General features: G+C 69.5%; 14 protein-coding genes. 8 read left to right on the top strand and 6 right to left on the bottom strand.

The features are described 5' to 3' along the window. The 3 genes from glpK to B0F77_RS33345 are packed head-to-tail and all read left to right on the top strand — an operon-like array spanning window position 1 to window position 3440. Window positions 1-1500, top strand: a complete 1500-nt coding sequence (glpK, locus tag B0F77_RS33355; protein WP_086667007.1) for a glycerol kinase GlpK — start codon at window positions 1-3, stop codon at window positions 1498-1500. Continuing rightward, window positions 1493-3025: a glycerol-3-phosphate dehydrogenase/oxidase gene (locus B0F77_RS33350; protein WP_086667006.1), complete on the top strand. Its 1533-nt coding sequence runs from the start codon at window positions 1493-1495 to the stop codon at window positions 3023-3025. The genes glpK and B0F77_RS33350 overlap by 8 nt, the downstream gene beginning before the upstream one ends. A 43-nt stretch (window positions 3026-3068) precedes the next feature. Continuing rightward, window positions 3069-3440 carry a VOC family protein gene (locus tag B0F77_RS33345; RefSeq protein WP_086667025.1) on the top strand — a complete coding sequence of 124 codons (372 nt, stop codon included), beginning with the start codon at window positions 3069-3071 and terminating at the stop codon, window positions 3438-3440. 17 nt (window positions 3441-3457) lie between these two features. On the opposite strand, the gene B0F77_RS33340 is transcribed toward B0F77_RS33345, so the two are convergent. Continuing rightward, complete coding sequence (locus B0F77_RS33340; protein ID WP_086667005.1) at window positions 3458-3877, bottom strand: MarR family winged helix-turn-helix transcriptional regulator; 420 nt, start codon at window positions 3875-3877, stop codon at window positions 3458-3460. Between the two features lie 76 nt (window positions 3878-3953). Here B0F77_RS33340 and B0F77_RS33335 point away from each other — a divergent pair, with 76 nt between their 5' ends. Beyond that, on the top strand, window positions 3954-4562 hold the full coding sequence (locus B0F77_RS33335; protein ID WP_086667004.1) for a maleylpyruvate isomerase family mycothiol-dependent enzyme: 609 nt from the start codon (window positions 3954-3956) through the stop codon (window positions 4560-4562). Here B0F77_RS33335 and B0F77_RS33330 read toward each other — a convergent pair. Beyond that, entirely contained in the window at window positions 4559-5155 is a 597-nt protein-coding gene (locus tag B0F77_RS33330; RefSeq protein WP_211294175.1) for a GNAT family N-acetyltransferase, read from the bottom strand. The two genes, B0F77_RS33335 and B0F77_RS33330, sit on opposite strands and share 4 nt — an antisense overlap. 164 nt (window positions 5156-5319) lie before the next feature. Here B0F77_RS33330 and B0F77_RS33325 point away from each other — a divergent pair, with 164 nt between their 5' ends. Genes B0F77_RS33325 through B0F77_RS33310 form a run of 4 tightly spaced genes read left to right on the top strand, consistent with a single transcriptional unit; the run spans window position 5320 to window position 9853 of the window. Next, a complete protein-coding gene (locus B0F77_RS33325; protein WP_086667002.1) occupies window positions 5320-5865 on the top strand; it encodes a PadR family transcriptional regulator in 546 nt (181 codons plus the stop codon). Further along, window positions 5862-6566: an ABC transporter ATP-binding protein gene (locus tag B0F77_RS33320; RefSeq protein WP_086667001.1), complete on the top strand. Its 705-nt coding sequence runs from the start codon at window positions 5862-5864 to the stop codon at window positions 6564-6566. Before B0F77_RS33325 ends, B0F77_RS33320 begins: the two co-directional genes overlap by 4 nt. After that, a complete protein-coding gene (locus B0F77_RS33315) occupies window positions 6563-9199 on the top strand; it encodes an ABC transporter permease (protein WP_086667000.1) in 2637 nt (878 codons plus the stop codon). Before B0F77_RS33320 ends, B0F77_RS33315 begins: the two co-directional genes overlap by 4 nt. Before the next feature lie 9 nt (window positions 9200-9208). Next, the gene (locus tag B0F77_RS33310; RefSeq protein WP_086666999.1) at window positions 9209-9853 is read left to right on the top strand and encodes an alpha/beta fold hydrolase; all 645 of its coding nucleotides are present in this window, start codon (window positions 9209-9211) and stop codon (window positions 9851-9853) included. Between the two features lie 94 nt (window positions 9854-9947). Here the strand turns inward: B0F77_RS33310 and prcA are convergent, their stop codons facing one another. From prcA to dop, 4 genes are all read right to left on the bottom strand, one after another. After that, complete coding sequence (gene prcA, locus B0F77_RS33305) at window positions 9948-10715, bottom strand: proteasome subunit alpha (protein ID WP_086666998.1); 768 nt, start codon at window positions 10713-10715, stop codon at window positions 9948-9950. A gap of 34 nt (window positions 10716-10749) precedes the next feature. After that, window positions 10750-11598, bottom strand: coding sequence for a proteasome subunit beta (gene prcB / locus B0F77_RS33300; RefSeq protein ID WP_086666997.1), 849 nt, complete (start codon window positions 11596-11598; stop codon window positions 10750-10752). Window positions 11599-11648: 50 nt separating this feature from the next. Then, window positions 11649-11843: a ubiquitin-like protein Pup gene (locus B0F77_RS33295; RefSeq protein ID WP_030471529.1), complete on the bottom strand. Its 195-nt coding sequence runs from the start codon at window positions 11841-11843 to the stop codon at window positions 11649-11651. A 79-nt stretch (window positions 11844-11922) separates the two neighbouring features. Then, window positions 11923-13416: a depupylase/deamidase Dop gene (gene dop / locus B0F77_RS33290; protein WP_086666996.1), complete on the bottom strand. Its 1494-nt coding sequence runs from the start codon at window positions 13414-13416 to the stop codon at window positions 11923-11925. Window positions 13417-13468: the final 52 nt, after the last annotated feature.

Raw genomic sequence — 13468 nt, 5'->3', positions numbered from 1 at the left:
ATGTCGAATGGCACAGAGAGGTGCTACAGGGTGAGCTACATCGCGGCGATAGACCAGGGCACGACGTCGTCCCGGTGCATCGTGTTCGACCAGGCCGGCGGGATCGTGTCGGTCGCTCAGCGCGAGCACCGGCAGATCTTCCCCAAACCGGGCTGGGTGGAGCACGACGCGTCGGAGATCTGGACGAACGTGCAGGCCGTCGTGCGCGACGCCCTCGCACAGGCGTCTCTCACCCACGACGACATCGCCGCGTTCGGCATCACGAACCAGCGCGAGACAACGGTCGTGTGGGACAAAGCGACCGGCGAGCCCGTGCACAACGCGATCGTCTGGCAGGACACGCGCACCGACGCGCTGATCAAGCAGCTGGGTGACCAGGACCGGTTCCGCGAACGCTCCGGGCTGCCGCTCGCCACCTACTTCTCCGGCCCGAAGCTGCGGTGGCTGCTCGACAACGTCGACGGCCTGCGCGCCAGAGCCGAACGCGGCGAGGTCCTGTTCGGCACCATGGACACCTGGCTCATCTGGAACCTGACCGGCCGCCACGTCACCGACGTGACGAACGCGTCGCGCACCATGCTGATGAACCTGGAGACCCTCGACTGGGACCCGGAACTGGTGTCCGCGATGGACGTTCCCCTCGCGATGCTCCCCGAGATCCGGTCCTCCTCGGAGGTCTACGGCACGCACCAGGGCGTGCCCGTCGCCTCAGCGCTGGGCGACCAGCAGGCCGCGCTGTTCGGGCAGACCTGCTTCGAGCCCGGCGAAGGCAAGTGCACCTACGGCACGGGCGCGTTCCTGCTGATCAACACGGGCGACCAGCCGGTGCACTCGCGGAACGGCCTGCTGACCACCGTGGGTTACAAGATCGGCGACGAACCCGCCGCGTACGCGCTGGAGGGCGCGGTCGCGGTGACGGGCGCGCTGGTGCAGTGGTTCCGCGACAAGGTCGGCCTGATCTCGTCGGCGGCGGAGATCGAGACGCTCGCACGGACCGTGGAGGACAACGGCGGTGCCTACTTCGTGCCCGCGTTCTCGGGACTCTTCGCACCGCACTGGCGCAGTGACGCGCGTGGCGTGATCGCCGGGCTGACGGGCTACATCTCGCGCGGACACCTCGCACGGGCCGTGCTGGAGGCATCGGCGTGGCAGACCAAAGAGGTCGTGGACGCGATGAACGCCGACAGCGGTGTCGACCTCACGACGTTGCGGGTCGACGGCGGCATGACGGCGAACAACCTGCTCATGCAGTTCCTCTCGGACGTGCTGGACGTGCCGGTGGTGCGCCCGATCGTCGCCGAGACGACGTGCCTCGGCGCGGCGTACGCGGCCGGGCTCGCGGTCGGTTACTGGACCGGCACGGCAGAACTGAAAGCCAACTGGCACAAGGCGGCCGAATGGGAGCCGTCGATGGAACCGGCAGCCCGCGACAAGGGCTACCGGAAGTGGAAGAAGGCGGTCGAGCGGACCGTCGGGTGGATGGACGAGGACGATGACTGACCTTTCTCTTGGCTTGACCCAACGGGCGCGGGCCCGCGAAGAGCTCCAGCACGGCGACTTCGACGTCGTCGTGATCGGCGGCGGCATCCTGGGCATCGCGACCACGTGGGCCGCGGCGCGGTCCGGGCTGCGGGTCGCGCTGGTGGAGAGCGGTGACTTCGCGGGCGCCACGTCGTCCGCGTCGTCGAAGCTGGTCCACGGCGGCCTGCGCTACCTCGCGATGGGCCCGTCGGCCGTGCCGATGGTGCACGAGAACCACAAGGAACGCCGCGCGCTGGGCGACCGCCTGGCCCCGCACCTGGTGCGCCCGTTGCCGTTCCTCGTCCCCGTCTACAAGGGAGGCCCGCACAGCCGTTTCGTGCTCGGTGCGGGCGTGACGCTGTACTCCGCGCTGTCGGGCTTCGGCGACGGCATGGGGAAGGTGCTGTCGGCGCGCAGGGCTGCGGAGTGGGTGCCTGACCTGCGCGCCGACGGTCTGCGCGGGGCCGCGATGTACTACGACCACCAGATGAACGACAGCCGCGTGGCGATCACCGCCGCGCGCGCCGCCGCCGAGGCCGGTGCCGTGCTGCTCAACCACATCTCGGTCGTGGGCCTGCGCAAGACCGGTGCGAAGGTCACGGGCGTTGACCTGCGCGACTCGTTGGGCGAGTTCGGCGTCAACGCCCGTGTCGTCGTCAACGCCACCGGCCCGTGGCTGGACGTGTTGCGGCGCATGGAGGATCCCGCCGCCGACCCGTCGATCCGCCTGTCGAAGGGGTCGCACCTGGTGATGCGGATGTCGTCGGAGTGGAAGGCAGCGCTGACGATCCCCGTCGACGACGTGCGCGTGTCGTTCGCGATCCCGTGGGAGGGTCACCTCCTCCTCGGCACCACTGACGAGGCGTACGAGGGCGACCCGGCCGCCGTGTCGTGCACCGAGGCCGACGTCGACCAGATCATGTCCGAGGCGGGCGTCGCCGTCACCGGGCTCGACAAGAAGAACCTCGCGTACACGTTCGCGGGCCTGCGGGTGCTGCCCGGCGGCCCCGGCGACACCTCGCACGCCAAGCGCGAGACCGTGATCACCGCGGGTTCCGGCGGCATGATCAGCGTGGCCGGCGGCAAGTGGACGACGTTCCGCAAGATCGGCACCACCGTCCTGGCGCGGGTGAACTCGGAGCTCGGCCGCACGTTCGACGGCCCGCTGGACGGCGTCGCGCTGCCCGGCTCGGCGCAGCCCGACACCGTGGGTTCCGTGCTCGGCCACGCCTGGAACGCGCTGCCCGACGACGTGGTGCGCCACCTCGCGACCCACTACGGCACGACGTCGCACGAGGTCGTGGCGCTCGGCCTGGAGAACCCGGCCCTGCTGGAGCGCGTGCACCCGGACGGCCCGGACATCTGGGCACAGGTCGAGCACGCCCGCCGCACCGAGTGGGCGTCCGAGGTGGACGACGTGCTGCGCCGCCGCACCACCGTGATGGTCCGCGGGCTCGACTCGCCCGAGGTCCGCACGCGCGTGTCGGAGCTGCTCGCGTCCTGACAACCCGGTGGCGTTCGCCGCGGTGGTCGGGAACTCTGCACGCATGGTCTCTGTGCTGCAGAACGTGGCGATCGACTGCGCGAACGCCTATGAACTGGCCCGGTTCTGGAGCGAGGTGACGGGCCGTCCGCTGCACCCGGACGACAAACCGGGTGACCCGGAGTGCGAGGTGCTCCTGGCGGACGGCCCGGTCCTGTACTTCAACCAGGTACCGGAGCCGAAGACGAGCAAGAACCGGATCCACGTGTGCCTGCGCCCGGAGACCTCACGGGACCAGGAGGTGGAACGGCTGCTGGGCCTCGGTGCCACCTTCGTCGCGGACCGCCGCGAGCCCGACGGCACCGGCTGGGCGGTCCTCGCCGACCCCGAGGGCAACGAGTTCTGCGTGCTGCGAGGCGCGTCCGACCGGGCCTGACACACCGACCACGCGGGTCAGCGGTACGGATCGGTGATCTCGCCGAGCATCTCCAGGGCCTCGCGCAGCTGCCCCATGAGCCGCTTGCCGATGTGCCGTTCCCACTCCGCCTCGATCCTGGCCAGCTCCGCGTCCGCGACGGGGACGGCGCCCAGCGCCTTCTCGGTGACCCGCACCAGCCGCGCCCGGCCGTCCGCCGGGTCCGGCACCCGTTCCACGTACCCGGCCTTCTCCAGCTGGTCGACCAGGAACCCGGCGGTCTGCTTGGTCACCTGGGCCGCCTCCGCGAGCTCGGTCAGCCGCGATCCCTGCGGGCCGACGCGCATGAGCACCCGCGCCTGCGCCTGCGTCACGTCGAACCCCGCCGCGTTGACCGCGGCCAGGACCCGGTTCTCCACGTCGCGGTTCGGGATGAAGAGCAGCAGACCGATGTTCACGCGAACTCCCGTTGCTTTAGTCAGAGACTCTGATTAAAGTAGTCAGCCTCTCGAACTAAATCAAGGGAGCGGGACCATGGACGACAGGCAGATGTGGCAGACGATCGACTCCGAACGCGCGGTGACGGCGGAGCTGCTCGCCGGCCTGTCGGGCGCCCAGTGGAGCCACCCTTCGCTGTGCGCGGGCTGGACCGTGCGCGAGGTCGCCGCCCACCTGTCGCTCGCGCACCGAATCGGTCTTCTCGGGGCGTTCCGCGGGTTTCTCAAGGCCCGCGGCAGCTTCAACCGCATGGTCGACCAGACCGCGCGTGCCGAAGCACGCAGACCGACCGCCGAGCTCGTCGCGGAACTGCGCGGCGCCGTCGGGGTGCACAGGCTCGCGCCGGGCCAGACGCTCAAGAACGCACTGATGGACATCATGGTGCACACGCAGGACATCGCCCTGCCGCTGGGCATCGAACGCCACATGCCGATCGAGGCGGCCGTCGTCGCCGCCGACGACCTGTGGCGGATCGGCTTCCCGTTCCACGCCCGCCGCCGGCTCGCTGGGCACCGGCTCGTCGCCACCGACGCGGACTGGTCGGCCGGCGAGGGCACCGAGGTCAGCGGGCCGATCGAGGCGCTGCTGATGCTGCTCGCAGGGCGCACCGCCACCATCCCGCGACTCACCGGCATCAGCTCCTAGCCGATCATCCGCACCATCCTGCGGCACACGTGCACGCGCTCGAACCGTTGGCGCAGCTCGGCCTCCCGCTCGATCCGGGCGTGCAGGAACGCTCCCATCGGAGTCAGCCCGTACCTGGCGTTCAGCACGGTGCCCACTTCGTCCGCCGTGGCGTAGACGTGCAGATAGCGTGACGTCTCCAGGAACCCGTTGCGCGCGAACCAGCCCAACGCCTGTTCGTCCTCACGGGTCGAGGCATCGAGTACGCGCGCACCGCACCGTTCCAACCGACGCAGTGCCTCGCTCAGCAACGCCGTGGCGATCCCACGGCGCTGATAGTCCGGGTGCACCACCACGGTCTCAATGGTCGCTTCCGCACCGGGCATCGACACATCCAATGCGCCGACCACGACGCCGTCGTCGAGCGCGACGAGTTCGAGATCGGCGCGGCGCTTGGCCTGCCAGACGTCGTCGTAGTTGCTCGTCGTGACGAATCCCAGCACCCGGCAGCGCAGCCAGGAGACCTCGTCCGAGGTCTCGTAGTCCCGGATCGCCGCGGGCGGCGTCAGCACCGGCGGCACAGCCGAGCGACCCGAGGCCCCCAGCAGGTTCACTTCCCCAGCTCGACCCCGTACGGCGTCGACCACGTCATCCCCCAGTCCCACTTCAGCCGGACGTCTCCGGCACCACTCAGGGTTCCCCATGTCAGCCCTGCTCGCACGCATGTTCCGGCGTCACCGTTTGCCAGGAACATACTCGGTATGCATACTCAGTACGTATGTCGGTCAAACACGGTCTGCTCGCGCTGCTGGAGCGCGGGCCCATGTACGGCTACCAGCTGCGGGCGGCGTTCGACTCAGCCACCGGCGGCACGTGGCCGTTGAACATCGGGCAGGTCTACACGACGTTGTCGCGCCTCGAGCGTGACGATTTGGTGGCCGCGCTACCCGAGAACGAGGGCCAGCGGCCCTACGAGATCACCACGCAGGGCCGCACGGAGCTCAGGAAGTGGTTCGCGTCGCCGGTCAAACGCACCGACCGCCCGCGCGACGAGGTGGCGATCAAGCTCGCCCTCGCGATCACCACGCCGGGCGTCGACGTCGCCAAGGTCGTGATGACCCAGCGCACGGCCACGATGCGCACGTTGCAGGAGTACACGAGGCTGAAGACGCAGCCCGGCGACCTGCCGTGGCTGCTCGTGCTCGACGCGATGATCTTCCAGGCCGAGGCCGAGCTGCGCTGGCTCGACCACTGCGAGGCGAGCCTGCTGCGCTACGAACCGAAGGCCGTTCCCGAGACGACCGATGTCGAGGTGCCGAGATGACCGTCCTCGAACTGCGCGGCGTGCGCCGCGTCCACGGCACCGGCGAAACGGCGGTCAAGGCGCTCGACGACGTCTCCCTCGCCGTCGAACCCGGAGAGCTCGTCGCGATCATGGGCCCGTCCGGCTCCGGAAAGTCGACGCTGCTCAACCTCGCGGGCGGCCTCGACAGCCCGACCAGCGGCCAGATCCTCGTCGACGACACCAGCCTGCAGTCCCTGTCCCGCAAGCAGCTCGCCGCGTGGCGTCGCCGGCGGATCGGCTACGTCTTCCAGGACCTCAACCTCGTCGCGAGCCTCACCGCCGCCGAGAACGTCGCACTCCCCCTCGACCTCGACGGCGTCCGCAAGTCACGCCGGCAGGCCGAGCAGGCACTGTCCGAAGTGGACCTGGATGGCTACGCGGACCGCTTCCCCGACGAGATGTCCGGCGGCCAGCAGCAACGCGTCGCCATCGCCCGTGCCCTGATCGGTGAACGCCGTCTGGTCCTGGCCGACGAACCGACCGGCGCCCTCGACTCCCGCACCGGCGAAACCGTCCTGCGCCTGCTGAGGTCCAAAGTGGACGCCGGTGCCGCCGCCGTCCTCGTCACGCACGACGCCCGCCACGCCGCCTGGGCCGACCGCGTGATCTTCCTGCGCGACGGCGTCGTCGTCGACGTCTCCACCCGCGACCAGCCAGAAGAACTGCTGAGCACGCCGTGAGGGGATGGCGCGCAGCACTGCGCATCGCCTGGCGCGAGGCCCGCCGGTCCCGCGGCCGCTCCGCCCTGGTCATCGCCCTGATCCTGGTCCCGGTGGCGGCCCTGTCCTTCACCGCCATCGTCCACGACTCGACCACCCCGACCCCGGACGAGGACGCGGCCCGCCGCATGGGTGCCGCCGAGGCGTTGGTCAGCTGGCCCTACCGCGGCCCGGTGATCCAGGAACCGACCAGGGACTTCGCGATCCCGACCGGCAACGCGGAAGGCCAGGAACCCTCCGCCGAGCGCCTGAAGGCTCTGCTGCCCGGCACCCAGCTGGTGCCCGTCGAACGCGGCGGCGTCAACATCCGCACGACCGCGGGCGTCGGCCGCGCCGGCGTCCGGATGCTCGACCTGAACAACCCGCTGACCAAGGGCATGATCACCCTCCTGGAGGGCCGCGCGGCCCTCGGCAACACCGAGATCACGTTGTCCCGCAACGCCGTGCAACGCACCGGTGTCGGTCTCAACGGCACGCTCACCACCGAGGACGGCCGCGGGTTCACCGTCGTGGGCGTCATCGAGGAACCCGACCGCCTGGACAACACCACCCTCGTGGCGCTGCCCGGCACGTTCGACCACACCGACCGCTCCTGGCTCGTCACCACCCCGATCGACTGGGCGAAGGTCAAGGAGCTCAACAAGGTCGGCATCGCGGTCCTCTCCCGCACCGTCCTGCACGACCTGCCCCCGGCAGCCGACCGCTATCCGCAGTTCACCGACTCCAAAGAGGTCGGCGCCGACGTCCTGTTCCTCATCGCGGGCCTGGCCGTCCTGGAGATGTCCCTGCTGGCCGGATCCGCCCTGGCCGTGGGAGCCCGCCGCCGCAAACGCGAACTGGCCCTGATCTCGGCAGTGGGCGGCTCCCCCGCCCACGTCCGCCGCATCGTCCTGGCCGACGGCGTGGTCACCGGCACCCTGGCGGCTCTGGGCGGCGTCCTCCTGGGCACGCTCGCGGCGGTGGCCGGCCGCCCGCTGGTCGAATGGCTCCTGGCCGAACGCTTTGCCGCCCAACGCTTCTACCCGTCCGCCCTGGCCGCTCTCGCCCTGCTCGCCATCGTCACCGGCGTCCTGGCGGCCCTGGTCCCGGCCTGGATCTCCTCCCGCCAGGACGTGGTGACCGCCCTGGCCGGCCGCCGCGGCATCACCCACTCCCGCCGCCGCTGGCTGGTACTGGGCCTGTTCCTGGTCACCACAGGCGTAGCCGTCGGCGTCTTCAGCGCGATCCAGATGCTGTTCGCCGGCATCCTCATCGCCCTGATCCTCACCGAGGCGGGCCTGGTCCTCTGCACCCCGGCCCTGCTGGGCCTCCTGGCCCGCGCGGGCCGCTTGCTCCCCGTGGCCCTCCGCATCGCCCTGCGCGACGCCTCCCGCAACCGAACAGCCGCAGCCCCCGCGATCTCCGCCGTGATGGCCGCCGTGATCGGCGCGGTGGCCGTCAGCGTCATGCTCACCTCCCAGGCCCAGCAAGAAGCGGGTCAACTGGCAGGCAACATGGGCGACGTCACCGTCTACCGCCTGGACGACCTCAGCAAGGCCAACACCATCGCCATCCCACCCTCGGTCGCCACCGCCGTCCGCGACGCCATGCCGGTCTCCGAAACCCACGAGATCAAACTCCTCTCGTGCGACGGCGGCCCCTGCTTCGCCCACCTCCGCCCGCCAGCGGACCGCGAGTGCCCGTACACCTCGGACGTGCTGCACCGAAGACCAACCGACACCGAACGACAATCGGCCCTGGCAGACCAACGCTGCACCGGCGCAGGCCGAATCCACCGCTACTTCGGCACCTTCACCACTCCGGACGGCTTCCTGGCCGTCGCCACCCCCGACGCCGTCCAATCCCTGCTGCACCTGCACGACGACGACGTCCCCGCCGCCCAATCGGCCCTCCGCGACGGCAAAATCGTCGTCAACGACCCGAACCTGGTCTCCGACGGCCAAACCCTCCTGGCCACCGGCACGCAAGCCACCACCAGGCCCGCACCGGCTTTCGCCGCACCCCAACGACAACGCGCCCCACTGGCCGTGATGACCGAGGAAACCGCCCGCTCCCTGGGCTTCCCGGTAGCGACGTTCACCATGTACGCCACCACGACCCGCATGCCCACCGAAACCGAACAGGAAGCCCTGACCGCGGCACTGGGCGGCGAATACGAGGTCCACGTGGACCGCCCAACAGACTCCGACGTCCAACGAGCCCTGAGCCTCCTCGGCCTGGTGGCCGGCATCATCACCCTCGCGGCAGCCGCCCTGGCCACCGGCCTGGCGGCAGCCGACGGCCGCCGAGACCTGACCACCCTCGCCGCCGTGGGCGCCACCCCGACCCTGCGCAAACTCCTGTCACTGAGCCAAGCCGGCGTGATCGCGGGCATCGGCGGCCTCCTGGGCACAGCAGCAGGCGTCGGCTCGGCCCTGGCCCTGCTGTCCGCCCTGAACGTCGGCTACGCCGACCTCTGGCCCCGGCCAGAACTCAACCCGCTGACCATCCCCTGGCCCAACATCGCGATCTCCCTGCTGGTCGTCCCGGCCGTGGCCATGCTCGGCGCGGCCCTTTTCACCCGTTCCCGCCTACCGATCGAGCGCCGCGAATAGGGTCGTCCCATGACAACCTTCGCAATCGCGCACGGGGGCGGCGACGTAGGCTGGTCGTGGCACCTGGTGGCAAAAGCCTTGCAAGCCAAGGGCCACACCGTCGTCGCCCCCGACCTCCCCACCGAAGACGAGTCGAAGGACCTGACCGACTGGGCGTCGACCGTGATCGACGCTCTCCCGTCCACTTCGGACGTGGTGGCGGTGGGCCACTCGTTCGGAGGCTTCGTGGCCCCACTGGTAGCTGCCCGCGTCAACGCCAAGGCACTGGTCCTGGTGACCGCGATGCTCCCCCGCCCAGGTGAAACGCCAGGCGGCTGGTGGGCCAACACGGGCTACACGGACAGCGGCCTGGAAGACCAGTTCTGGCACGACGTCCCCGCAGACCTGGCCGAGGAGTCACAAAAACGGGAACGCGGCATGTCCGAGAACCCGATGGCCAAGCCGTGGCCACTGGACGCGATGCCGGACGTGCCAACGCACTTCATCCTGTGCACCGAAGACAGGTTCTTCACCCCGGCGTTCATGCGAGGAGTGGTAGCGGACCGCCTGCCAGGCGTCGTGCCGGTAGAACTGGCATCGGGCCACTGCGCACAACTGAGCAACCCGCAAGGACTGGCAGCCCTGCTGGACAAGTACGCCCAAGGCGAGCAGTAGCGAAGGCGCAGCCGAGCTTTTGCTTTTCGGCCGCGACACGAGCAAAAGGCCCCCGGCACCAACGCCGGGGGCCAATCGCAACAACGTGAAAGAACTACTTGGACTCGTCCTCCGAGCCAGGCAGCTCGACATCCTCAACAGCCTTCCCACCCTTGGTAGGCGCAGGCATCAAAGAATCCAAAGCCGCCCCAGCAATCCGCCGGAACGCCCGCCGAGGCCGGGCCCGCTCCAGAACCGCCACCTCCAACTTGTTGGCAGGCAACAGCTCAGACCCGGTGGACCCGGTGGACGGCGACCCGGCCGACAACGCCTTCACCGCCACCGGAACAGCCTCAGCCAACGTCAACCCGTCAGCAAAGGCTTCCTTCAACGCGGTGTTGGCGGCATCCACAGTGCCACCCATCACGATGTACTGGGGTTCATCCACAATGGACCCGTCGTAAGTCAACCGGTACAACGTGTCCGTCGAAGACGAGTCCCCGACCTCGGCCACACAGATCTCCACCTCAAAAGGCTTGATCTGCTCGGTGAAGTAGGTACCCAACGTGGTGGCATAGACATTGGCGAGAGACCGCGAAGTGACGTCACGCGGGTCGTTCTGGTACCCGCGCACGTCAGCGAACCGGATCCCGGCCTGCCGCAGGTTCTCGAACTCGCTGTACCGCCCGACGGCCGCGAAGCCGATGCGGTCGTAGATCTCCGAGACCTTGTGCAGCGTGCTGGAGGGGTTCTCCGCGACGAACAGAATGCCGTCCGCGTACTTCAGCACGATGACGCTGCGACCCCTGGCGATGCCCTTGCGGGCGTACTCCGAGCGGTCGCGCATCACCTGCTCTGCCGATGCGTACAGCGGCATCGTCATGGGTGGTGCTCCTGACGTCGAACCTGATGGGGACTCAGCCTGCTGGGCGGGACCGGCGGCCCTCGACGACCGCGTCGGCGACCGTGGCGACCTGCGACTCCGGCACCTCGACGGCACCGTCGGCGCCGTTGATCGTGACCACGACCGGGTAGAGGCGGCGGACCGGGTCCGGGCCCCCCGTGGCCGAGTCGTCGTCGGCCGCGTCGTAGAGCGCTTCGATGACCGAGCGGATCGCACCGTCGACGTCCGCGTCGGGGTCGTAGAGCTTCTTCAGCGCCGACTTCGCGAACAGCGAGCCCGAGCCGACGGCCTGGTAGCCCTGCGACTCCTCGTAACGGCCACCAGTGACGTCGTAGGACACGATGCGGCCCGCGCGTTCCGAGTCCGTGGCCGACGTGTCGTACCCGGCGAACAGGGGCACCACGGCGAGGCCGGCCATGGCCGCGTCGAGGTTGCCCCTGATCATGGCCGAGAGGCGGTTCGCCTTGCCGTCGAGCGACAGCGAGACGCCCTCGATCTTCTCGTAGTGCCGCAGTTCGACCGTGTACAGCCGCACGATCTCGATCGCGATGCCTGCCGTGCCCGCGATGCCGACGGCCGAGTGGTCGTCGGTCACGAAGACCTTCTTCATGTCGCGCTGGGCGATGACGTTGCCCATCGTCGCGCGCCGGTCGCCGGCGATCACGACCCCACCCTTGTAGGTGGCCGCGACGATCGTCGTCCCGTGCGGGGCCTGGACGGTCCCCTCCGGGAGCTTCCGGGCGGAAGGCAGCATGTCGGGTGCCTGGGCCCGCAAGAAGTCCGTGAACGACGACGAGCCCGGCGTCAGGTACGCCGAGGGCAACGCCGCGGCCGGGTAACGCCCGGTCGAGCTGTGGTCCATGTGTTGGTTGTTCTCCCGTCCCCGAAGATGGTCGGCAGGCCCCCGAAGGCCTACTGACCACCCTTTTGCACGTATGCGCGGACGAAGTCCTCCGCGTTCTCCTCGAGCACGTCGTCGATCTCGTCGAGGATCGCGTCCACGTCCTCGCCGAGCTTCTCGCGGCGTTCCTGACCGGCTCCGGCGGCGTCGTCCGCGCCGTCGTCGCCGTCGCCACCGCCCTGGCGCTGCTTCTGTTCCTGGGACATCTCGGCCTCCCGCTAACTCGCCTGACAAGAACACTACCCAGCGGCACCGACAAAAATCCTGAGCCACTCGGGTAGACGATCACCCGCGAGTCAGCGCGTCCACCAGTTGCTCGGCGGTGTCCGAGGCCTCCAAAAGGGCTCCGACGTGCGCTTTCGTCCCCCGCAGCGGTTCCAGGGTGGGAATTCGCACGAGGGATTCTCGACCCAGATCAAAGATCACCGAGTCCCACGACGCAGCCGCGACCGAGGTCGGGTAACGCTCCAGGCACCGGCCGCGGAAGTACGCACGCGTGTCCTCAGGCGGCGTGGTGATGGCCGCGATGACCTCTTCCTCGCTCACCAGGCGCTTCATCGAGCCGCGGGCGACCAGGCGGTTGTAGAGGCCCTTGTCCAGGCGCACGTCCGAGTACTGCAGGTCGACCAGGTTCAGCCGCGCCGACCCCCACGCCAGGCCGTCGCGCTGGCGGTAGCCCTCCAGCAGCCGCAGCTTGGCGACCCAGTCGAGCCGGTCCGCGCACTCCGCCGGGTCGCGGGCCAGCGCGTCGAGCACCTCGCCCCAGACCCGCAGCACGTCGCGGTCGCCGATGCCCTCCTTCTCCACGAACGCGGCCGCGCGCTCGTGGTAGGCGAACTGGACGTCCAGGCCGGTGAACTTGCGCCCGCCGGTCATCTCGACCTTGGTCTTGAGCGTCGGGTCGTGGCTGATCTGGTGCACCGCGCGCACCGGGTCGACCATGCGCAGGTCGTCGAACCGCTGGCCGGCCTCGATCATGTCCAGCACCAGGGACGTGGTGCCGACCTTGAGGTACGTGGAGTACTCGGCCAGGTTCGCGTCGCCGATGATGACGTGCAGGCGGCGGTACTTGTCCGCGTCCGCGTGCGGCTCGTCGCGCGTGTTGATGATGCCGCGCTTGAGCGTCGTCTCGAGGCCGACCTCGACCTCGATGTAGTCGGAGCGCTGGGAGAGCTGGTAGCCCGCCTCCTCACCGGACGGGCCGATGCCCACCCGGCCGGAACCGGTGATGACCTGGCGCGACGCGAAGAACGGCGTGAGGCCCGCGATGACGGCCGTGAACGGCGTCGACCGCTGCATCAGGTAGTTCTCGTGCGTGCCGTACGACGCGCCCTTGCCGTCGACGTTGTTCTTGTACAGCTGCAGGCGGGGCTGGCCGGGCACGGTGGCGGCCTTCATCGCGGCCTCCTCCATCACCCGCTCCCCCGCCTTGTCCCAGATCACCGCGTCACGCGCGTTGGTGACCTCGGGAGCCGAGTACTCGGGGTGCGCGTGGTCGACGTAGAGCCGCGCGCCGTTGGTGAGGATGACGTTCGCCGCGCCCAGGTCCTCGACGTCGGAGTCGGCGGGGTGGCCGCCGGGGCTGCCCAGGTCGAACCCGCGCGCGTCGCGCAGCGGTGACTCCACCTCGTAGTCCCATCGGGCACGCCTGGCGCGCGGTATGTCCGCCGCCGCCGCGTACGCGAGCACCACCTGTGTCGAAGTGAGCACCGGGTTCGCGGTCGCGTCGCCCGGCACCGCGATGCCGTACTCGACCTCGGTTCCCATGATCCGCCGCATGCGCAACACCTTATGACCTGAACCCGACAACAGCGTGAGGGGAGCTTCACGA

The organism is Lentzea kentuckyensis (genome assembly GCF_002150765.1).
Classification (GTDB): Bacteria; Actinomycetota; Actinomycetes; order Mycobacteriales; family Pseudonocardiaceae; genus Lentzea; species Lentzea kentuckyensis.
Note: the sequence above shows the minus strand (reverse complement) of the source record. Positions and strands in the feature narration are given on the sequence as shown.